The organism is Stenotrophomonas sp. PS02301, from assembly GCF_029959485.1.
GTDB classification, from domain to species: domain Bacteria; phylum Pseudomonadota; class Gammaproteobacteria; order Xanthomonadales; family Xanthomonadaceae; genus Stenotrophomonas; species Stenotrophomonas maltophilia_Z.
On sequence record NZ_JASCOO010000049.1, the window covers coordinates 1 to 18,714 of the forward strand.

Here is an 18,714-nt window from a genome sequence, read left to right on the forward strand (position 1 = left end):
CAGCTGGACCTCGATCATGGAGGCCAAGACGGGGCGCCTGAGCTACGTAGCCACGCTGGAAGTGCTGCCCGAGTACCGGCCTTCGGCGCGGCCGCTGCACGCGCCGTCCACCTCATCGCGCCCCCGTCGACACGACGGGGGCTTTTCACCCGACGCAGTCCGGCCATCGGGCTTACTAGGCCCGACGTGCCCACCCCCATGAACAACCCGGATCTCGACATCGCCAGCCTCGGCGGCCACACCATGGGCACCACCTGGCAGGTAAGGCTGGCCGTGGCGCGCAGCCGCGACCTGCACCCGCTGCACGCCGGCATCCAGACGCAACTGGACGCCATCGTGGCGCAGATGAGCACGTGGGAAGCCGACAGCGATATCGCGCGGTTCAACCGCGCCTCCGCCGGTGAGTGGCAGGCGCTGCCGCCATTGTTCGACACCGTGATGCAGTGCGCGCTGGACATCGCACAGCGCAGCGGCGGCGCCTTCGATCCGACCATCGGCCCGTTGGTGGCCTTGTGGGGATTCGGCGCGCAGGCGCAGGCCCGGCGCATTCCCGATGCAGCCGCCCTCGCCGCGACCCGCGCGCGGTGTGGCTGGGAACGGCTGCAGTGGCAGCCCGGCCGCCTGCTGCAACCCGGCGGGTTGGCGCTGGATCTCTCGGCGATCGCCAAGGGATTTGGTGTCGATCAGGTCAGCACGTGGCTGCGCCAGAACGGGGTGCGCGCAGCGCTGGTGGAGGTCGGCGGCGAGCTGCAGGGGTTCGGCCACAAGCCCGACGGTCAGCCGTGGCGCGTGCTGGTGGAATCGGCCCCGGAAGACGATGCACAGGCAGAGCATCCGCCGCGCGTGCTCGCGCTGAGGGATCGGGCGGTGGCCACCTCCGGTGATCGCTGGCATCACTTCGAACAGGGCGGCGAGCAGTTCAGCCACACGCTGGATCCGCGCACCGGTGCACCGGTCACGCGCGCTGCGGCCGCGGTCACCGTGGTCGCCGCCAGCGCCATGCAGGCCGATGCCTGGGCCACCGCATTGACGGTGATGGGCCCCGGCGAGGGCATCGCATTTGCGCGCACCCATGCACTGGCCGCCCGCGTTGTCAGCCGGGGTGCGCACGGTATCGAGGAACAGATGAGTCCCGCATTCGAGCAGTTGCTTGCCGATGACCGCGTGGGCGCGGCATGAGTCTGCGTCCTTCCCGTGCGTGGCTGGGCAACCTGGCGGTCATGCTGTTGCTGGCGGTCATCGCCTGGGCGCTGCTGCGCCTGCATCTGGGTGAGGCGTGGTGGCAAAGCGCCCCCTTGGCCTCGCAGTGGCGCTGGGCCGCCGGCAGCCTGGCGCTGTATGCGGCGTTCTGCACGCTGATCTGGTGGCGCGGGCGCGCGCGCGAAGACCACGTCGCCGATCCCGGACCCGCACCGATCCTGCTGGTCTGGGCGAGCCAGACCGGCTTCGCCCAGCAGCTGTGCGAACGCAGTGCGGAGGCGTTGCGCGCTGCCGGCCTGCCGGTCCGCATCCGCGCGCTGCATGCGGTGACCGCCGAGCTTCTGCAGCGCAGCGGGCAGGTGCTGTTCGTGGTCAGCACCACCGGCGAAGGCGATGCGCCGGATCATGCCCTGCCCTTCCTGCGCAAGGTGATGCCACAGGCGCTGGAACTGCCACAACTGCAGTACGGCGTGCTGGCGCTGGGGGATCGCAGCTACGGGCATTTCTGCGCCTTCGGTCACCAGCTGGATGCCTGGCTGCGCCAGCACGGCGCGCATCCGCTGTTCGATACCGTGGAGGTGGACAACGCCGACCCCGGCGCACTGCGCCACTGGCAGCAACTGCTCGGCCAGCTCGGCGGTGAAGCGACCGAACTGCCGGACTGGGCCCCGGCCGAGTATCTGCCGTGGCAACTGCAGGCGCGGCATCTGGAAAACCCGGGCAGCCCGGGCGCACCGACGTACCGCATCACGCTGGTGCCCTCCGATGGCGTGCTGCCGGCGTGGCAGGCCGGCGACGTGGTCGAGATCGGGCCGCAGCATGCACCGGCCGACGTCGAGGCGTGGCTGCGAAATACCCCGTGGAAGGGCGATATGCTCATCGATGGACGGCCGCTGCGCGCACATCTCGCGCGGGCGCATCTGCCCGGTGATGGGGAACTCCCGACGTTTGCCGACGCAGACGCACTGGTCGCCGCGTTACGTTCGCTGCCGCACCGCGAGTACTCCATCGCCAGCCTGCCTGCCGAAGGCCAGGTACAGTTGCTGCTGCGCCGGCAGCTGCGTCCTGATGGCACCCCGGGGCTGGGCAGTGGTTGGCTGTGCGATCACGCTGCGTTGGATGGGCGCATCGATCTGCGCTTCCGCAGCAATCCCAATTTCCACGGTGTGCCGCCGGCAACCCCGCTGATCCTGATCGGCAACGGCACCGGCATCGCCGGCCTGCGCGCCCACCTGCGCGAGCGCATCAGCGCCGGCGCGCGCCGCACCTGGCTGCTGTTCGGCGAGCGCGCGGCCGCGCACGATTTCTTCTTCGGCGACGACCTGCGCGCCTGGCAGCGCGACGGCTGGATCGCGCGTCTGGATACGGTGTTCAGTCGAGACGGTGGCGAACACCATTACGTGCAGGACCGGCTGCAGGCGCAGATCCACATGCTGCAGCAGTGGGTGCACGACGGTGCCACGATCCTGGTCTGCGGCAGCCTGCAGGGCATGGCCCCGGCGGTGGATGCGGTGATCGAGCAGGCGCTGGGACGCGACGGGAAAGAAGCCTTGATCGTGGCCGGACGTTACCGGCGCGACGTGTACTGAGGGTTGTCGGCAGGCCCTCAGGCGTTGCGGCCACGCGCGCTGACACGGATCGCCAGCAACTCGCCGCCGCCGTGCAATGCGAACCGGCGGCGCTCACCGGCCGCCAACCAGGCGGTATCACCGGCGGCCAGCGGTGCCAGCGACGGCTCGCCCTCAAACTCGGCTTGGCCTGCCAGCAGGTGAATCGCCCACGCCGCCGCAGGTTCGGTGAAGAAGAACATGCTACCCACCAGCGGCCGGTGCAGCAGCTCGGCCTGCACGGCATCGCGCCGCCACATCAGATTGAAATCGTGGGTCACCCCGTCGATCAGTTCGCCGGTCACCTGCGCTTCGCCCGCAAACCGCAGGCGGTCGTGCGGCGGCATCAGCGTATGCAGCGTGCCATCGCCGAAGCGCAGGTGCAGGCCTTCGCCACGCAGCAGCACCAGTTCGCGGTCGATGCCGGGAAAGGCCGAGAACGCGGCGTCCTGCTCGATCTCGGCGATCGACAGGCGCACCTGCCAGTCGTCGTTGTCGGGCAGCCGCAGGATCTCGCGGGTCCAGCCCAGGCCGTTTCGCCAGCGTTCGCGGCGGTATTGGAAGGACGGAATGACGCGGCTGGCCGCGCTCAGGACAGTATCGGTCGACATGGCGCTAGTGTGCCTGAGCCGACGTACCGCAGTCCTGTCAGGACACGCCGCCGCAATCGGGTTCCAGCAGGCGCGAACGCGCCAGCCAGTCCTTGTCGGGGTAATACGCGAACACCATCGTGCCGCCGCGCAGGCTGTCGATCAGGGGCCGCGCCACGGACAGCCGCACGGCGGGGCACCCCAGGCTGCGGCCCAGCCGGCCCTGCAGGCGCGCGATCGCCGGATTGACGTAGGGCGCACCGTGGATCACGATCGCGCGGTCGCGGGCATGGTCGTTGAAACCCGGCTCCAGCCCTTCCAGGCGCAGCGAATAGCCGTTGCCGCCCATGTAGGTTTCCTTGGCGGTGAACGCGCCCAGGCTGGACATGAAGCTGCCGTCCTTGTTGGAGAAATGCTGGGTGCGGTTGTCACCGCTGTTGCGCCCATGCGCGACCCACTCTTCGAACAGCAGCCGCTGGCGCGTGAGATCGAAAATCCACATGCGCGGTTCGGTCGACGGCCGCGAGTAATCGATCACGCTCAACTTGCCCGGGTCCACGCCGAGCTCCGGCCGGCGCAACGCACAGCGCATCGCGCGGGCCGCCAGCTGCAGGACGTGCTTGTCCGCCGCAGGGGCGGCTTTGGCCAGCATCTCGGCCATCTGCACCGGATTCGCCTCCGGGGCCGGCGCGGGGCTGGCCGCGCCCGCCGTGGCGGACGCGATCAGGCCGCAGAACGCGGCAGGCAGCAATTTCACAACGGGCATGGGCAGCTCACCAGGCGCAGGCAACCCTTACAACGTGGACCCACCGGCATCGGATTCCAAGACAGGCTGCAGGTTCTGTTCATCGGCCACCGGGCGAACGGCCGGCAGGCTGGTCACCAGCAGCGTGGTGCCGGGCACCAGCACGCTGTACAGCTGTTCGGCGAATTCCGGCGGCAGCGCCATCGGCAGGCTCGGCGTGGCGAGCAGGTCCGGGGTGGCATTGGCGGCGGTCTGGCCCAGCAGCGGGTAGGCGGTCCAGCGGTGCAGCGGGCGGTGCGGGTCCAGCGGGCTGGGGTTGTCCTGGTAGCCCTGGCCCATCACGAACAACGTGGTGCCCTCGAACGCCGGCAAGGCCTTGGCCTCCAACCGCGACTCGCCGATCAGCACGCCATCGCGCAGCACGTACAGGCGCTGGTCGTGCAGGCTGACCAGGATGCCGACCTGGCCGGCCGGTGCCGCCGCATCATTCCAGTAGTGCGCGGGTGCGTCGGTGCTCTCCACCAGCGGCGTGCCGGTGCTGCTGACCGGCGCCAGCACGGCCGGATAGGCCAGCGTCATCGGCGCGCTCTTGGCATCGGCCACCACCACGGTATCGCCACGGTGGGTTTCGCCGAACAGCTTCTGCGCGAACGCCTGTGGCAGCCGCACGCAGCCGTGCGAGGCCGGGTGCCCGGGCAGGCTGCCGCCGTGCAGCGCGATGCCGTCCCAGGTCAGGCGCTGCATGTAGGGCATCGGCGCGCTGTTGTAGAGGTTGGACTTGTGGTCCTTGTCCTTCTGCAGGATCGTGAACACGCCGGTCGGTGTTTCATGCCCGGTCTTGCCCGAGCTGATCGTGCTCATCCCGATCGCGATGCCGTTGCGGTACACGTAGGCACGCTGCTCATCGAGGCTGACCACCAGCACGATCGGGCCGGCGGGGGAGATCTCCGGATGCCAGAGGAATTCACCGGGCTTGAGATCGGTCGGGCCACGCGGGGCCTCGGTCATCTTGTTGGCCGTCGGCGCACTGTTGGCGGCGGTGGCGGGAAGCATCCCGGTCGCCAGCAGCGTCCCGAGTGCCAGACTCAACAGCGTGCTGCGTACTGCCATGTCGTGCATCCATTCGAAGAGATGCCGCCACGCTACACGAACTGCCTGCATGCGTTCGCGAAAACCACGCGCAGCCCTGCTGCCGGTTTTCGTCCGCCCCAAAAAGTAATTGCCCGGCCACACATCCTGTGCGAACCGGGCAATCGATACATCCTTGTCGGCATCCCGCCTTCCCCCTGTGCATCCTGCCCAGTCTGGGTGCCGGCCATGCATCCTGCACTCGGCCGTATATGCTTCCGCCATCTCAGCCCTTCCCGGGGTCTGGATGCCACCGTCCTGGTGGGTCCGCGCCAATCCTTCCGCGCCGCTTCCGTGCGTGCTGCCTCCTGCAGCTGTCGGTGCCGCCACGGCATCCTGCCGTGGCAACCAGTGACTGGCCTCCTGCCGGTCCCGACCTGTCCTGTTGTTCAGCGCCTTGGTACGGAGGCCGGCGCTGCCCTCCTGGGCGGTGCCTCGGCCGGCGCCTGCCTGGCCCCGGTCGTCATCCGTTGTCGATTCCGTTCGACGGTAGCTGTCCCTATCCCCTTCACCCGCGCCAGATCCTCGACGTGTTCGAAGGGGCCGTGTTGTCGCCGGTACGCGACGATCGCTTCGGCCTTCATCGGCCCCACGTTCGCCAATCCCTGCTGCAGCGTCGACGCGTCCGCCGTATTGATGTTGATCCGATCGGCCGCGAAGGCCATTCCGCTCAACAGCAGTCCCAGCACCAGCGCCCTGCACGAAAACCAAGGTCCCACTGTGTCACTCCTTGTGGCTCGGAACCGGCCCCTGCCGGCAATCCTGTCGAAGGTTCCAGCGTCCCTCGCCACATACACACAGCCTATCGTCCACGGCACCTTCACACAGCAGGCCTAACACCCGACGTGGTGTAGGGAAATACCTACCCCAGCGCAGGCGTAGAATGGCGGGACTTGTCAAAAGCACTCCGGAGTTCAGATGGACAGCGCCAAGCTCGGCCAATTCGTCAGTGAAAAGTGGGACAACGAAATCGTCCCGCAATTGGTCGATTACATCCGTATCCCCAACAAATCGCCGATGTTCGACGCCGATTGGGTCGCCAACGGCTACATGGAACAGGCCGTCACCCTGATGGAAACCTGGGCCAAGGCGCAGAACCTGCCCGGCCTGACCGTCGAGGTCGTGCGCCTGGAGGGCCGCACCCCGCTGCTGCTGCTGGAAGTTCCGGCCTCCGGCGCCGAGACCGGCGACGACACCATCCTGCTCTACGGCCACCTGGACAAGCAGCCGGAAATGACCGGCTGGGACGATGATCTGGGCCCGTGGATCCCGGTGCTGCGCGGCGACAAGCTGTACGGCCGCGGCGGCGCCGATGACGGCTATGCGATGTTCGGTTCGCTGGCCGCCGTGCTGGCGCTGCAGGAACAGGGCCTGCCGCACGCGCGCTGCGTGATCCTGATCGAAGCCTGCGAAGAATCCGGCAGCTACGACCTGCCCGCCTATGTCGACCACCTGGCCGACCGCATCGGCAAGCCCTCGCTGGTGGTGTGCCTGGATTCGGGCTGCGCCAACTACGACCAGCTGTGGTGCACCACCTCGCTGCGCGGCCTGACCGGCGGCAACTTCTCGGTCAAGGTACTCAACGAAGGCGTGCATTCCGGCGATGCCTCCGGCGTGATCCCGTCCAGCTTCCGCCTGCTGCGCCAGCTGATCTCGCGCATCGAGGACGAGAACACCGGCCGCATCCTGATCGACGGCATGAATGTCGAGATCCCGGCCGAGCGCCAGGAGCAGGCCAAGCGTGCCGCCGAAGTGGTGGACACCGCGATCTTCGAGAAATTCCCGATGGTCGACGGCCTGCGCCCGATGAACGACGACCTGGCCGAACTGGTGCTCAACCGCACCTGGCGCCCGGCGCTGTCGGTCACCGGCGTGGACGGCCTGCCGCCGCTGGCCTCGGCCGGCAACGTGCTGCGCCCGCATACCGCGGTGAAGCTGTCGCTGCGCCTGCCCCCGACCGCTGACGGCAAAGCCTGTGGCGAGCTGCTGAAGGAAGCCCTGCTGCGCGATCCGCCGAACGGTGCGGAAGTGAAGCTGGACCTGGAAAAAGCCTCCAGCGGCTGGAATGCCCCGGCGATGGCGCCGTGGCTGACCCAGGCGATCGACGATGCCAGCCAGACCTTCTTCGGCAAGCCGGCGATGTACATGGGCGAAGGCGGCTCGATCCCGTTCATGGGCATGCTCGGCGAGAAGTTCCCGGGCGCGCAGTTCATGATCACCGGCGTGCTCGGCCCGCACTCCAATGCACACGGCCCGAACGAGTTCCTCCACATCCCGATGGGCAAGCGCGTGACCTCGTGCGTGTCCAAGGTGATCAGCGAGCACTACGCCGCCAGCCTGCGCGGCGAGACCAGCGGGTCGCCGGTCGCCGCCGACAGCGGCACCCGTCACGGCGGCCACGGCTGCTGCTGACGTTGGCGGACGCAGCCTGGCCTTGCTAGGCTGCGTCCACCCTCTACTGACGTCTTTGGCATGAACGGACTGTTTGGCAGCACCAGCTGGCTCTACATCATCCTGGTCGGCTTCGTCGTCGGTCTGCTCGGGCGCTTCTTCATGCCCGGCAACAACCGCATGGGCTGTCTGCTGACCATCGTGCTCGGCATCGTCGGTGCCCTGCTGGCCGGCTGGTTCGGCCAGTACATGGGCTGGTATGCCCGCGGCGAGCCCGCTGGGTTCATCGGCGCGATCCTCGGTGCGGTCGCGGTCCTGGCCGTGCTTCGGCTGTTCAGCAGCAAGCGCTGAGCATCGCCGCTCTTTTCTTTCCCGCGCGCCGTCCGGCGCCGCTTCGACGTACCCGTCCATGAACGATCCTGCTTCCGATCCGCTGCGCGCCGAACACCGCCGGCAGTGGACCTGCGCCGCCCTCGGCGATCCGGCCACCGCCCTCGACCGTGCCTCGGTCGATGCCGGTTTCCGCAGCTACTGGCGCGCCACCAGCGCGCGCGGCAGCCACATCGTGATGGACTCCCCGCCCGGGCTGGAGGATGTGCGGCCGTGGCTGCGCATGCATGACCTGCTCGAGCCCAACGGCGTGCGCGTGCCGCAGGTGCTGGCGCGCGATGAAGACAACGGCTTCCTGCTGCTGGAAGACCTGGGCGGCCCGACCTTGGCCCGCCATATCGACACCGACAACGCCGATGCCTGGTTCGACGCTGCCTTCGCTCAGCTGATCCGGCTGCAGTCCATCCCGGTGCCCGAAGGCATGGGCAGCTTCGGCGAGGCACTGCTGCAGCGCGATGCCGGGCTGTTCGAGGAATGGTTCCTGCAACGTCACCTCGGCCTTGAACTGGACTGTGGCGAGATCGAGAACCTGCAGCGCATGCATCGCCTGCTGATGGACAACGCACTGCAGCAGCCGCAGGTGCTGACCCACCGCGATTTCATGCCGCGCAACCTGATGCCGATCGACGGCGGGCCGGCCGTGCTGGATTTCCAGGACCTGGTGCGTGGACCGATCGCCTACGACCCGGTCAGCCTGTTCAAGGATGCGTTCCTGAGCTGGCCGATCGAGCGCGTGGATACCTGGTTGGCGCGCTATCACGCACAAGCGCTGGCGGCCGGTCTGCCGGTACGGCCATGGCCGCAGTTCCTGCGCGACGCGGACTGGATGGGCGTGCAGCGCCACCTGAAAATCCTCGGCCTGTTCGTGCGCCTGCGCGACCGCGACGGCAAGGGACACTACTTCGAGGATGCGCCGCGCTTCATCCGCTACCTGGATGAAGTGCTGCCGCGCCATCCCGCGCTGGCCCCCCTGCACGATCTGTTCGAGCTGCGCATCAAACCGGCCCTGGCCCGTATCGCCGAACCGGTCCTGGCCCGCCCATGAAGGCGATGATTTTCTCGGCCGGCAAAGGCGAGCGCATGCGCCCGCTGACCCTGCACACGCCCAAGCCGCTGCTGGTCGCCGGTGGCAGGCCGCTGATCGTGTGGCATCTGGAACGGCTGGCCGCCGCCGGTATCGATGAGGTGGTGATCAACACCGCCTGGCTCGGCGATCAGTTCGCGCCCGCACTCGGCGACGGTGCGCGCTGGGGGCTGCGGCTGCACTTCATCCACGAAGGCGACGTGCCGCTGGAAACCGGCGGCGGCATTCTCAACGCGCTGCCGATCCTTGGCGAGGCACCGTTCCTGGTGATCAACGGCGATGTGTGGACGGATGCGGATGTCGCTACCCTGCCACGCACACCCACCGGCGATGCGCATCTGGTGCTGGTGGACAATCCGGCGCAGCACCCGCGTGGCGATTTCATCCTGCACGCCGATGGTCGCGTCAGCGATGACAGTGACAGCGCGCGGCTCACCTATGCCGGTATCGGCGTGTACCGCCCGGCGATCATCAACGATTGGCGCGCGGTGATCGGCGAAACCGCCGGTGCCAGCGCGACACCGCCCCAGTTCGGTCTCGCCCCGCTGCTACGGCATGCGATGGCGCAGGGCCGCGTGACCGGCCAGCACCATCGCGGCCGGTGGACCGATGTGGGCACGCCGGAACGCCTGGCGCAGCTGGATGCGGAACTGAACGCCTGACCCTGCCAGGGTAGCGCCACGCCATGCGTGGCTGAGGCAACGATGAGGCGGCACCCGATGCATCCACGCATGGCGTGGATCTACCGTCCGTTTCCGGATGGTTACAACAGGTGCGGGCCGTCTTCCAAGACCTGGCGCAGGAACGGCACGGTGATGCGGCGCTGTGCCGCCAGCGATTCGCGGTCCAGCCAGTCCAGCAGGCTGACCAGATTGCCCAGCTCACGGCCGGTACGGGTCAGCAACCATTCGATCGCCGCTTCATCGATCGCCAGGCCGCGTCGCGCCGCGCGTTCGCGCAGCACCGCCGCGCGGCCTTCATCGTCCAGCGGCTGCAGCACCACGCGCACGCACTGCTGCAGGCGTGAGCGCAGGTCGGGCAACACCAGCCCGAGCTGGTCCGGTGCGTGCTGCGCGGTGTACAGCAGGGTGATGCCCGCCGCGCGCGCACGGTTGTGGAAATCGAACAGCGCCACTTCGTCTTCGCGCTGCCCGGCCACGGCGTCCAGCCCATCCAGCGCGACCAGGTCGCGGCCTTCCAGCGATTCCAGCGCGGCGCGCGTGCGCCCCACCACCGCCTTCAGCGGCAGGTAGGTCGGCTGGCGGCCGGCCTGTTCGGCCAGCGAGCACATCGCCAGCGCCTGATGGGTCTTGCCGGTGCCCGGCGCGCCCTCCAGATACACCCAGTCGTGCGCGGCGCCCACGGCAATGGCGCGCAGCTGCGCCAGCGCACCATCCGGCGCACCGATGAACGTCTCCAACCGCTCGTCCTGCGGGTAGCGCAGGGCAAGCGGCAACTGCGGAACGACACTCACTGCGCGTCCGGCCCCTTCGGATTGCCCACGACCACGATCCCGGGCGTGTCGACGTAGGCATCGAGCACGATCGCCGATTTCTCACCGGCATACAGGTCGCTCTGGCGATAGCGCTGATGCGCATAGCGCAGCAGAACGTTGCTGACCGCCGCCACCGGCAGGGCCAGCAGCATGCCGAGGAAGCCGAACAGCTGGCCACCGGCCATCACCGCGAAGATTACCGCCACCGGGTGCAGGCCGATCTTGTCGCCGACGATGCGCGGGGTCAGCACGTAGCTTTCCAGCAGCTGGCCCACGGTGAACACGATGCCGACCAGGATCAACAGCTTCAGATCGAAGCCCTGCGCCTGCACCAGCGCCGCTGCGACCGCCATGACGATGCCGGTGGTCGCGCCGAGGTACGGAATGAAGCTGATCAGGCCAGCCACCAGGCCGATCAACAGGCCCAGCTTCAGGCCGACCAGCGACAGGCCGGCGGCGTACACCACGCCCAGCGCGATCATCACCAGGAACTGGCCACGGATGAACGCACCGAGCACTTCGTCCGATTCACGCGCCAGCTTGGTGATGGTGCCGACGTGGTTGCGCGGAATCATCGAGGCCACGCGCTCGACCAGCTTGTCCCAGTCGCGCAGGAAGTAGAACGCCAGGATCGGCAGCAGCAGGATGTTGACCACCCAGGTCACCATGGTGAAGCCCGAGCGCTGCACGTAGCCGAAGAAGGTCTTGGCGAAGCCGCCGGCCTGCTGCCAGTGGCTGCGCACCCATTCAATCAAGCGGTCCGGGTCCATCCACTGCATGATCTCCAGCCCGGTCTTCTGCTCGAACCACGGGATGCCTTTTTCCATCAGCCACTGCTGTGCCTGCGGGATCGCCGCCACCAGGGTGGCGACCTGACGCTCGATCATCGGCACCAGGATCAGCAGCGCGGCAGTGATCAACAGGATCATCGCCACGAACACCAGCACCACGCCGGTGTTGCGCGAGCGGCCGGTGGCCTCGATCCGGTCGACCAGCGGGTCGCCCAGCCAGGCCAGTGCCAGGGCCAGCACGAACGGGGTCAGGATCGGGCCGAGCAGCCAGATCACCCAGCCGGCGGCGAGCGCCACCAGGACGTATTTCAACCGCCTGAGGAACTGTGCGATTTCCGCTTCGGGGGTGAGGATCATCGCAGGCGGTACTCGTTGCTGGCGGGCGGCGGGAGGGCCGAGGGGTTGGTTTCATCGATCGGCACCGGCAGTGCCAGCGGCGCGGTCGGCGCGATCACGCCGTTGTCGCCGAGCATGCGGTTCAGGCCGGCCAGCCCGGTAGTCATCTCCAGCGACAGCTCCAGGCGGTCGCCCGAGGCACGCACCGGAGTGACGTTGCGGACCACGGCAGTCTCCCGCAGGCCGGCGGCCAGGCGCATGTAATCCTCGGCACTGTTCAGGCCCAGCACCACGATCGTGTAGGTCCCGGCGGCACCGGTGGCGGCCCCGGCCTTGGCGTACCGGCGCACCAGCGCATCGGCGGCACCGTCGGCACCACTGGCCATCGCGCGGCGGGCGTCGCTGTCCTTGGTGGTCCACTTGTTCAGTTCTTTGCCGCCATCGACGAACACCCAATCGGCCACCCAGCCGCTGCCATCGCGGTAGAGCTTGCCGATCAGCTGCATCGGCGGGGCATAGCGCGCGGAGGCTCGCGCCACGGCGGCCGTGTCCTGGCGCCAGATCGCGCCCACCAGTGCCTGCTCGGCGGCGCTGCCCGAGGGCAGGCCCAGCTTGTAGCCACGTTCGATGGCGCGGTTGAGCAGCGGGCGGGCCGCATTGGCCTGCTGGACGGTCACCAGGCGCGGGCCGGAACCATCGTCGATGGCCAGCCAGATCACCGGCTTCGGGCGGGGCTGCGGCCACAGCGGCAGACCGAGGGCCGAGATCAGGCCATCGACGTCATCCTCGCGGAAGCGCGCCACCAGGATGGTGCGGTAGCTCGGCGCGCCACCGGCCGAGGTGCTCTGGTCCTGGCGGTAGTCATAGCTGGCCACGTAATCCTTGGCATTGCGCAGGGCCTGCATCACGCCGGGGCGGCTCATCACGCTGCGGTCGCCCGAGAGCTTGGCCAGCACATTGCCCAGCGCCCTGGCCAGGGCACCGTTGCGGTCCGAATCGGCCTGGCTGTTGACCGGGACCTCGGCCTCGTAAGCGCCACTGGCACTGGCCACATCGCCTTCGGTGCGCAGGCCGCTCTGGGCCATCGAGGCCACCGGCAGGCAAAGCGCGAGGAACATCATGAAAAAGAGGCTGCGGCGCATCAGGACTTCCATTGAGCGTATCCGGGGGGAATTGTTGCCCGAATAGGGCCTGCGCGCCAACGTGGCCTGTTAAAATCGCGCTTTCACCCCAGCGCAGCGCCGACGCCCGTGACCAATTCCCCGTCCAACCCCTCTCCCCTGACCTACCGCGACGCCGGTGTCGATATCGACGCGGGCAATGAGCTGGTCGAGCGCATCAAGCCGCTGGTGAAGCGCAGTTTCCGCCCGGAAGTCATGGGCGGACTGGGTGGCTTCGGCGCCCTGTTCGACCTCTCCAACAAGTACCGCGAGCCGGTCCTGGTCTCGGGCACGGACGGCGTGGGCACCAAGCTGAAGCTCGCACAACAGCTGGGCCGCCACGACACGATCGGCATCGATCTGGTCGCCATGTGCGTGAACGACGTGCTGGTCCAGGGTGCCGAGCCGCTGTTCTTCCTGGATTATTTCGCCACCGGCAAGCTGGACATCGATACCGCTGCGGCGGTCGTGGGCGGCATCGCCAACGGCTGCACCGAGGCCGGTTGCGCGCTGATCGGCGGTGAAACCGCTGAAATGCCCGACATGTATGCCCCGGGCGAGTACGACCTGGCCGGCTTCACCGTCGCCGGTGTCGAGAAGAGTGACATGAAGGACGGCGCCAGCGTGGCCGCCGGCGACGTGCTGATCGGCATCGCCTCCTCCGGCCCGCATTCCAACGGCTACTCACTGGTGCGCCGCATCTATGACCGCGCCGGGCAGCCGGCCGATCTGGAGCTGGACGGCGGGGTCAAGCTGGTCGATGCGCTGATGGCGCCGACCCGCCTGTACGTCAAGCCGATCCTGGCGCTGTTGAAGACCCACGGCGCGGCGATCCACGGCATGGCCCACATCACCGGTGGCGGCCTGACGGAAAACATCATCCGCGTGGTACCCGACGGCCTGGGCCTGGACATCAAGGCCGACGCCTGGACCCTGCCGCCGGTGTTCCAGTGGCTGCAGAAGGAAGGCGCTGTGGCCGACAGCGAGATGTGGCGCACCTTCAACTGCGGCATCGGCTTCGTGCTGATCGTGGCTGCCAACGAAGCCGCCTCGGTCGGTGCCGCGGTGACCGCGCAGGGCCTGGAGCACTGGACCATCGGTGAAGTGACCCGCGCCGACGGCGCCGAACGCGTCAAGATCGGTTGAGCCAGGTGACGGAGCCCGGCCCGGAGTTCCCTGCCCAACCGCCGTCGCTGCCCACCGCAGCGGCGCCGGTCGTACCGGCCGCGGCGGTGGATACCTCGCAGCTGCAATTGCTGTCGGTCTTCCACTACGTGGTGGCTGGCCTGACCGCCCTGTTCTCGCTGTTCCCGCTGATCTACCTGCTGATGGGCGTGGCGGTGATCTTCGCCGCGCCGGCGCCGCTGGCGCCGGGTGAGGCACCGCCCCCGTTCGATCCGCGCCTGCTCGGCTGGGTGTTCGTGCTGATCGGCGGGCTGGGCTGCGCTGCCGGGCTGGTGCTGGCCGGTTACATGGCCTATGCCGGGCGGTGCCTGGCGCAGCGCCGGCGTTACCTGCTGTGCATGGTGGTGGCCGGCATCGCCTGCATCTTCATGCCGTTCGGTACTGCGCTGGGGGTGTTCACCCTGGTGGTGCTGTCGCGCCCCGCGGTCAAGGCGGCCTTCCAGACCGCATGAGCAGCCGTATCGCCGTACTCGCTTCTGGCCGGGGCAGTAATCTGCAGGCCATCCTCGATGCCATCGCCGCGCAGCAGCTGGATGCGCAGGTCGTGGCCGTGCTCTCGGACAAGCCCGATGCCTCGGCCCTGCTCAAGGTGAGCCCGGCACAGCGCTGGGCACGCTCGCCCAAGGGCTACCCGGACCGCGCCGCGTTCGATGCAGCGATGGCCGATGCGCTGGATGCCTTCGCGCCGGACTGGATCGTCTGCGCCGGTTACATGCGCATCCTCGGCCCGGCCTTCGTGGCCCGGTTCGATGGCCGCCTGGTCAACATCCATCCCTCGCTGCTGCCGCTCTACAAAGGGCTGCACACGCATGCGCGCGCACTGCAGGCCGGCGATGCCGAGCACGGCGCCAGCGTGCACTTCGTGGTGCCCGAACTGGATGCCGGCACGGTGCTGGCCCAGGCCCGGGTGCCGGTGCAGGCCGGCGACACCCCCGAAGCGCTGGCCCTGCGGGTGCTGGCCGTGGAGCATCCGCTGCTGATCGCCAGCCTGGCGCTGCTGGTCAGCGGCCGCGTAACTGAACAGGCAGGTCAGCTCCAGCTCGATGGTCACCCCCTGTTTAGCCCGCTGCGCCTAGATTGCGCCGGACAGCTGAACCGATAAGCGCCGCGCACACACGCCGCTGATCCCGGCGCTGGCATCCTTTCCCCTCCTCTACCGACCGGCCCGCATGAGAACGCCTTTGTTCAAGCCCGTGCTGCTGATGGCATCCCTGCTGTGCACCGCCGCCCTTGCCCACGCGCAGGAGACGGTCACCCCACCACTGCCCGCGTTGCCTGCCATGAGCTGGGAAGCGCCGCCGCTGCAGCCGTTCACCGCAACCTACCAGGCCCTCTACAAGGGCAAACAGGCTGGCGACGCGACCATGCGTGTCACCCACACCGGCGGTGACCAGTGGCGCGTGGACATGCAGGTGATCGGGCGCAGCGGTTTTGCCAGCGTGCTTGGCCTGAACCTGGAGCAGAGCACGGTGTTCGAGAACCGCAGCGGCACCTATGTGCCGTTGAGCCAGAGCACGGTCCGCAAGGGGCTGTTCCTCGGCAAGAAGGTCACCGGCACCTACGACTGGCAGGCCGGCACCGCGCAGTGGCTGGGCGATCTGAAGAAGGAGCGCCGCCAGCCCATCCCGCTGCAGCCCGGCGACCAGAGCGCGCTGCTGCTGAACCTGGCGATCATGCGCGACGCCCGCCCCGGCGGGCAGATGCACTACCGCTACGTGGACGTGGGCCGCGTCCGCCAGCACGACTACCAGGCCGCACCGGACACCGAGAACGTGCCCGTCGGCGATCTGTCCTACAACGCGCTGCGGGTGTATCGCACCAACGGCGGCAATGACGAAACCATCCTCTGGATCGCCAACGGTGTCCCCACGCCGGTGCGCATCCTGCAACGCGAAGACGGCGAAGATCGGATTGATCTGCGCCTGATCGAATATCAAGGAGTCTGAGCATGACCACACTGAACCGTCCGCTGACCTGGATCGCCGCCGGCGCCCTTGCCGTGGTGAGCCTGCCCGCCATGGCCCTGCAGCCGTTCAAGGCCGATTACCAGGCCAGCTACATGGGCATGCAGGCCAACGGGACCATGACCCTGGCCAGCGAAGGCGCCAACAAATGGCGCTACAGCCTGAACGTGAAGAACCAGCTGGCCGATCTCAGCCAGACCACCGTGTTCGAAGAAGCCAACGGCCGCCTGCGGCCGCTGACGAGCAACGACCGCTCGGTGCTGCTGGTCAAGAAGCGCAACGTGGATGCCAACTACAACTGGAGCAGCAACCAGGCCACCTGGACCGGCGACGTCAAGCCGGACCGCCGTGGCCCGGTGGCGCTCAAGCCCGGCGACATGGATGCCCTGCTGATCAACCTGGCGATCGCGCGTGATCTGGCCGCCGGCAAGCCGCTGAACTACCGCATGGTCGACGAAGGCCGGATCAAGCCGATGTCCTACAAGGTGGTCGGCAAGGAAAAGATCACCGTGGCGGGCAAGTCCTACGACGCGACCAAGGTCTCGCGCGTGGACGGCAACAAGGAGCTGATCGCCTGGATCGTGCCGGAGTTCCCGGTGCCGGCGCGTCTGCTGCAGCGTGAGAGCGGCAAGGATGCGCTGGATCTGACGATCAAAGGGATGAATTGACCCAAAAAAACGCCCGCTTCCGCGGGCGTTTTTTCATTCCGGCTTGGCGTCGCCGAATACCGTCTTGCAGTCCACCCGGATCTGCTGGCGCGTGTCGCGCCAGTAGTACGTGCTGCAATGCCGGTTGCCGTCGACGGTCTTGTCCACGCCGACCGCATAGAACGACTGGAACACTTCGGTCCGGCTGACAGTGCCGTCCGCATTCCAGTCCATGTCTTCCTGCTGGATGCCCTGGGTGATCGCGATGCCGGCGTACCAGGCGTAGCCCAGCCACGCCAGCACGATCAGTACCAGCACCAGCAGCGCCTTGCGGCGGCGGGTGAACCGGCCGCGCAGGATCATGCGGCGATACGCCGGATGGTGGCGCCCAGCGAGGACAGCTTCTCTTCGATGTTCTCGTAGCCGCGGTCCAGGTGGTAGATGCGGTCGATGGTGGTGTCCCCCTCGGCCATCAGGCCGGCCAGGATCAGCGAGGCCGACGCGCGCAGATCGGTCGCCATCACCGGCGCGCCGCTGAGCTGCTCGGCACCACGCACGATCGCGGTGTGGCCTTCGACCTGGATGTCCGCGCCCAGGCGCAGCAGCTCGTTGACGTGCATGAAACGGTTCTCGAAGATCGTTTCGTTGATCACGCCCACGCCGTCGGCCACGCAGTTGAGCGCCATGAACTGCGCCTGCATGTCGGTGGGGAATGCCGGGTACGGCGCGGTGGTCAGGTTGACCGCGCGCGGGCGCTTGCCGCCCATGTCCAGGGTGATGCTGTCTTCGGTGGTCTCGATGTGCGCACCGGCCTCCACCAGCTTGGCCAGCACCGCATCCATGGTGTTCGGGCGGGCACGGTTGACCGTGACCTTGCCGCCGGTCATCGCCGCGGCGACCAGGAAGGTGCCGGTCTCGATGCGGTCGGGCAGCACTTCATGACGGCCACCGGACAGCTTCTCCACGCCTTCGATCACCAGGCGGGCAGTGCCCAGCCCTTCGATCTTCGCGCCGAGCGCGATCAGGCAGTGCGCCAGGTCGGTGACTTCCGGCTCCATTGCGGCGTTGTCCAGCACGGTGGTGCCTTCGGCCAGCACGGCGGCCATCAGCACGTTCTCGGTGCCGGTGACGCTGACCATGTCGAAGGTGAAGTGGGCACCCTTCAGGCGCTTGGCCTGGGCCTTGATGAAGCCGTTCTCGACGGTGATTTCCGCCCCGAGGGCCTGCAGCCCCTTGATGTGCTGGTCGACCGGGCGCGAACCGATCGCGCAGCCGCCCGGCAGCGACACTTCAGCCGCACCGAAGCGGGCCAGCAGCGGGCCGAGCACCAGGATCGAGGCGCGCATGGTCTTGACCAGCTCGTACGGGGCCACGTGCTGATTGACCGGACGCGGGTCGACCACGATCGCGCTGCCGCGCGAGAGGGTGCCCTGGTCGATGGTGACCTTGGCGCCCAGCTCACCGAGCAGCTTCACGGTGGTGACCACGTCGTGCAGGTGCGGCACGTTGGTGATCTCCACCGGCGCATCGGCCAGCAGGGTCGCGCACAGGATGGGCAGGACAGCGTTCTTGGCGCCGGAAATGTTCACTTCACCGTGCAGCGGCTTGCCGCCGGTCACTACGATCTTGGCCATGGAATCTACTTGGAATGAGGTAGAGCCGACCGTCGGTCGGCGGATGTAATCGGGGGTAGAACCGACCGTGGGTCGGCTGATCCAATCATTGGGCTGACTAACCCGCTTCGGCCGGGGTGACGGTCTTCAGCGCCAGCGCGTGGATCGCCCCGCCCATCAGATCGCCCAGGGTCGCATAGACCATGCGGTGGCGCGCCAGCGGCATTTTGCCGGCAAAGGCGTCGCAGACCACGGTGGCCTCGAAGTGCACGCCGTCGTCACCCTGCACGTCCGCGCGGGCGCCAGGCAGGCCGGTTTCGATCAGATTGCGGATGGTCTCGGCGTCCAACGGGCTTTCCTAATAAAATGAGCGCTCATTCTACTCTTC

At 67.9% G+C, this 18,714-nt stretch carries 21 protein-coding genes; 11 read left to right on the forward strand and 10 right to left on the reverse strand.

The genetic code is table 11. The features are described 5' to 3' along the window. Positions 1 to 198 precede the first annotated feature (198 nt). Positions 199 to 1,179, forward strand: coding sequence for an FAD:protein FMN transferase (locus tag QMX81_RS12715; RefSeq protein WP_282261991.1), 981 nt, complete (start codon positions 199 to 201; stop codon positions 1,177 to 1,179). After that, positions 1,176 to 2,789 (forward strand): flavodoxin domain-containing protein, encoded by a 1,614-nt coding sequence (locus QMX81_RS12720; protein ID WP_282261992.1) that lies wholly within the window; start codon positions 1,176 to 1,178, stop codon positions 2,787 to 2,789. Before QMX81_RS12715 ends, QMX81_RS12720 begins: the two co-directional genes overlap by 4 nt. Positions 2,790 to 2,806: 17 nt before the next feature. Here QMX81_RS12720 and QMX81_RS12725 read toward each other — a convergent pair whose 3' ends face one another. From QMX81_RS12725 to QMX81_RS12740, 4 genes are all read right to left on the reverse strand, one after another. Further along, positions 2,807 to 3,418: a HutD family protein gene (locus QMX81_RS12725; RefSeq protein ID WP_282261993.1), complete on the reverse strand. Its 612-nt coding sequence runs from the start codon at positions 3,416 to 3,418 to the stop codon at positions 2,807 to 2,809. A gap of 37 nt (positions 3,419 to 3,455) precedes the next feature. Beyond that, positions 3,456 to 4,163 (reverse strand): murein L,D-transpeptidase catalytic domain family protein, encoded by a 708-nt coding sequence (locus tag QMX81_RS12730; protein ID WP_282261994.1) that lies wholly within the window; start codon positions 4,161 to 4,163, stop codon positions 3,456 to 3,458. 27 nt (positions 4,164 to 4,190) lie between these two features. Continuing rightward, the gene (locus tag QMX81_RS12735; RefSeq protein WP_282261995.1) at positions 4,191 to 5,252 is read right to left on the reverse strand and encodes a L,D-transpeptidase; all 1,062 of its coding nucleotides are present in this window, start codon (positions 5,250 to 5,252) and stop codon (positions 4,191 to 4,193) included. A 407-nt stretch (positions 5,253 to 5,659) separates the two neighbouring features. Then, entirely contained in the window at positions 5,660 to 5,935 is a 276-nt protein-coding gene (locus tag QMX81_RS12740) for a ComEA family DNA-binding protein (RefSeq protein WP_121043558.1), read from the reverse strand. Between the two features lie 253 nt (positions 5,936 to 6,188). Between QMX81_RS12740 and QMX81_RS12745 the strand changes: the two genes are divergently transcribed. The 4 genes from QMX81_RS12745 to murU are packed head-to-tail and all read left to right on the forward strand — an operon-like array spanning position 6,189 to position 9,797. Further along, on the forward strand, positions 6,189 to 7,682 hold the full coding sequence (locus QMX81_RS12745) for a M20 family metallopeptidase (RefSeq protein ID WP_152153530.1): 1,494 nt from the start codon (positions 6,189 to 6,191) through the stop codon (positions 7,680 to 7,682). A gap of 60 nt (positions 7,683 to 7,742) precedes the next feature. Next, positions 7,743 to 8,012, forward strand: a complete 270-nt coding sequence (locus tag QMX81_RS12750; protein WP_019185648.1) for a GlsB/YeaQ/YmgE family stress response membrane protein — start codon at positions 7,743 to 7,745, stop codon at positions 8,010 to 8,012. Positions 8,013 to 8,070: 58 nt separating this feature from the next. Beyond that, on the forward strand, positions 8,071 to 9,096 hold the full coding sequence (locus QMX81_RS12755; RefSeq protein WP_152153532.1) for a phosphotransferase: 1,026 nt from the start codon (positions 8,071 to 8,073) through the stop codon (positions 9,094 to 9,096). Further along, complete coding sequence (gene murU / locus QMX81_RS12760; RefSeq protein WP_282261998.1) at positions 9,093 to 9,797, forward strand: N-acetylmuramate alpha-1-phosphate uridylyltransferase MurU; 705 nt, start codon at positions 9,093 to 9,095, stop codon at positions 9,795 to 9,797. Before QMX81_RS12755 ends, murU begins: the two co-directional genes overlap by 4 nt. A 101-nt stretch (positions 9,798 to 9,898) precedes the next feature. On the opposite strand, the gene hda is transcribed toward murU, so the two are convergent. From hda to QMX81_RS12775, 3 genes are read right to left on the reverse strand one after another with little or no spacing between them, the layout of a single operon-like run. Continuing rightward, positions 9,899 to 10,609, reverse strand: coding sequence for a DnaA regulatory inactivator Hda (gene hda, locus QMX81_RS12765; RefSeq protein WP_121043172.1), 711 nt, complete (start codon positions 10,607 to 10,609; stop codon positions 9,899 to 9,901). Continuing rightward, positions 10,606 to 11,778 carry an AI-2E family transporter gene (locus QMX81_RS12770; RefSeq protein ID WP_121043170.1) on the reverse strand — a complete coding sequence of 391 codons (1,173 nt, stop codon included), beginning with the start codon at positions 11,776 to 11,778 and terminating at the stop codon, positions 10,606 to 10,608. Before QMX81_RS12770 ends, hda begins: the two co-directional genes overlap by 4 nt. Then, positions 11,775 to 12,899 carry a DUF2066 domain-containing protein gene (locus tag QMX81_RS12775; protein ID WP_226956679.1) on the reverse strand — a complete coding sequence of 375 codons (1,125 nt, stop codon included), beginning with the start codon at positions 12,897 to 12,899 and terminating at the stop codon, positions 11,775 to 11,777. Before QMX81_RS12775 ends, QMX81_RS12770 begins: the two co-directional genes overlap by 4 nt. A gap of 138 nt (positions 12,900 to 13,037) precedes the next feature. Between QMX81_RS12775 and purM the strand changes: the two genes are divergently transcribed. The 5 genes from purM (at position 13,038) to QMX81_RS12800 (ending at position 16,734) form a co-directional block, all read left to right on the forward strand. After that, the gene (gene purM / locus QMX81_RS12780; RefSeq protein WP_183073822.1) at positions 13,038 to 14,063 is read left to right on the forward strand and encodes a phosphoribosylformylglycinamidine cyclo-ligase; all 1,026 of its coding nucleotides are present in this window, start codon (positions 13,038 to 13,040) and stop codon (positions 14,061 to 14,063) included. Positions 14,064 to 14,110: 47 nt separating this feature from the next. Further along, on the forward strand, positions 14,111 to 14,554 hold the full coding sequence (locus QMX81_RS12785; RefSeq protein ID WP_121043556.1) for a hypothetical protein: 444 nt from the start codon (positions 14,111 to 14,113) through the stop codon (positions 14,552 to 14,554). Beyond that, positions 14,551 to 15,204 carry a phosphoribosylglycinamide formyltransferase gene (gene purN / locus QMX81_RS12790; protein WP_121043164.1) on the forward strand — a complete coding sequence of 218 codons (654 nt, stop codon included), beginning with the start codon at positions 14,551 to 14,553 and terminating at the stop codon, positions 15,202 to 15,204. The genes QMX81_RS12785 and purN overlap by 4 nt, the downstream gene beginning before the upstream one ends. Positions 15,205 to 15,304: 100 nt before the next feature. Next, positions 15,305 to 16,048 (forward strand): DUF3108 domain-containing protein, encoded by a 744-nt coding sequence (locus QMX81_RS12795; RefSeq protein WP_282262023.1) that lies wholly within the window; start codon positions 15,305 to 15,307, stop codon positions 16,046 to 16,048. Between the two features lie 2 nt (positions 16,049 to 16,050). Then, complete coding sequence (locus QMX81_RS12800; protein ID WP_121043160.1) at positions 16,051 to 16,734, forward strand: DUF3108 domain-containing protein; 684 nt, start codon at positions 16,051 to 16,053, stop codon at positions 16,732 to 16,734. A 33-nt stretch (positions 16,735 to 16,767) separates the two neighbouring features. Here QMX81_RS12800 and QMX81_RS12805 read toward each other — a convergent pair whose 3' ends face one another. From QMX81_RS12805 to QMX81_RS12815, 3 genes are all read right to left on the reverse strand, one after another. Then, complete coding sequence (locus QMX81_RS12805; protein WP_152153538.1) at positions 16,768 to 17,076, reverse strand: EF-hand domain-containing protein; 309 nt, start codon at positions 17,074 to 17,076, stop codon at positions 16,768 to 16,770. Then, positions 17,073 to 18,347 (reverse strand): UDP-N-acetylglucosamine 1-carboxyvinyltransferase, encoded by a 1,275-nt coding sequence (gene murA / locus QMX81_RS12810; RefSeq protein ID WP_152153540.1) that lies wholly within the window; start codon positions 18,345 to 18,347, stop codon positions 17,073 to 17,075. The genes QMX81_RS12805 and murA overlap by 4 nt, the downstream gene beginning before the upstream one ends. Before the next feature lie 97 nt (positions 18,348 to 18,444). Then, entirely contained in the window at positions 18,445 to 18,675 is a 231-nt protein-coding gene (locus QMX81_RS12815; RefSeq protein WP_088432818.1) for a BolA family protein, read from the reverse strand. Between the last annotated feature and the right edge of the window lie 39 nt (positions 18,676 to 18,714).

Bases quoted from the DNA above. Each gene is read 5' to 3' on its own strand.
- QMX81_RS12735 (WP_282261995.1), bottom strand. From the start codon at position 5,252: ATGGCAGTACGCAGCACGCTGTTGAGTCTGGCACTCGGGACGCTGCTG.
- QMX81_RS12720 (WP_282261992.1), top strand. From the start codon at position 1,176: ATGAGTCTGCGTCCTTCCCGTGCGTGGCTGGGCAACCTGGCGGTCATG.
- QMX81_RS12755 (WP_152153532.1), top strand. From the start codon at position 8,071: ATGAACGATCCTGCTTCCGATCCGCTGCGCGCCGAACACCGCCGGCAG.
- QMX81_RS12730 (WP_282261994.1), bottom strand. From the start codon at position 4,163: ATGCCCGTTGTGAAATTGCTGCCTGCCGCGTTCTGCGGCCTGATCGCG.
- purN (WP_121043164.1), top strand. From the start codon at position 14,551: ATGAGCAGCCGTATCGCCGTACTCGCTTCTGGCCGGGGCAGTAATCTG.
- QMX81_RS12750 (WP_019185648.1), top strand. From the start codon at position 7,743: ATGAACGGACTGTTTGGCAGCACCAGCTGGCTCTACATCATCCTGGTC.
- QMX81_RS12715 (WP_282261991.1), top strand. From the start codon at position 199: ATGAACAACCCGGATCTCGACATCGCCAGCCTCGGCGGCCACACCATG.
- QMX81_RS12725 (WP_282261993.1), bottom strand. From the start codon at position 3,418: ATGTCGACCGATACTGTCCTGAGCGCGGCCAGCCGCGTCATTCCGTCC.
- QMX81_RS12805 (WP_152153538.1), bottom strand. From the start codon at position 17,076: ATGATCCTGCGCGGCCGGTTCACCCGCCGCCGCAAGGCGCTGCTGGTG.
- QMX81_RS12800 (WP_121043160.1), top strand. From the start codon at position 16,051: ATGACCACACTGAACCGTCCGCTGACCTGGATCGCCGCCGGCGCCCTT.
- QMX81_RS12740 (WP_121043558.1), bottom strand. From the start codon at position 5,935: ATGGCCTTCGCGGCCGATCGGATCAACATCAATACGGCGGACGCGTCG.
- QMX81_RS12745 (WP_152153530.1), top strand. From the start codon at position 6,189: ATGGACAGCGCCAAGCTCGGCCAATTCGTCAGTGAAAAGTGGGACAAC.
- murU (WP_282261998.1), top strand. From the start codon at position 9,093: ATGAAGGCGATGATTTTCTCGGCCGGCAAAGGCGAGCGCATGCGCCCG.
- QMX81_RS12770 (WP_121043170.1), bottom strand. From the start codon at position 11,778: ATGATCCTCACCCCCGAAGCGGAAATCGCACAGTTCCTCAGGCGGTTG.
- murA (WP_152153540.1), bottom strand. From the start codon at position 18,347: ATGGCCAAGATCGTAGTGACCGGCGGCAAGCCGCTGCACGGTGAAGTG.
- QMX81_RS12795 (WP_282262023.1), top strand. From the start codon at position 15,305: ATGGCATCCCTGCTGTGCACCGCCGCCCTTGCCCACGCGCAGGAGACG.
- QMX81_RS12775 (WP_226956679.1), bottom strand. From the start codon at position 12,899: ATGCGCCGCAGCCTCTTTTTCATGATGTTCCTCGCGCTTTGCCTGCCG.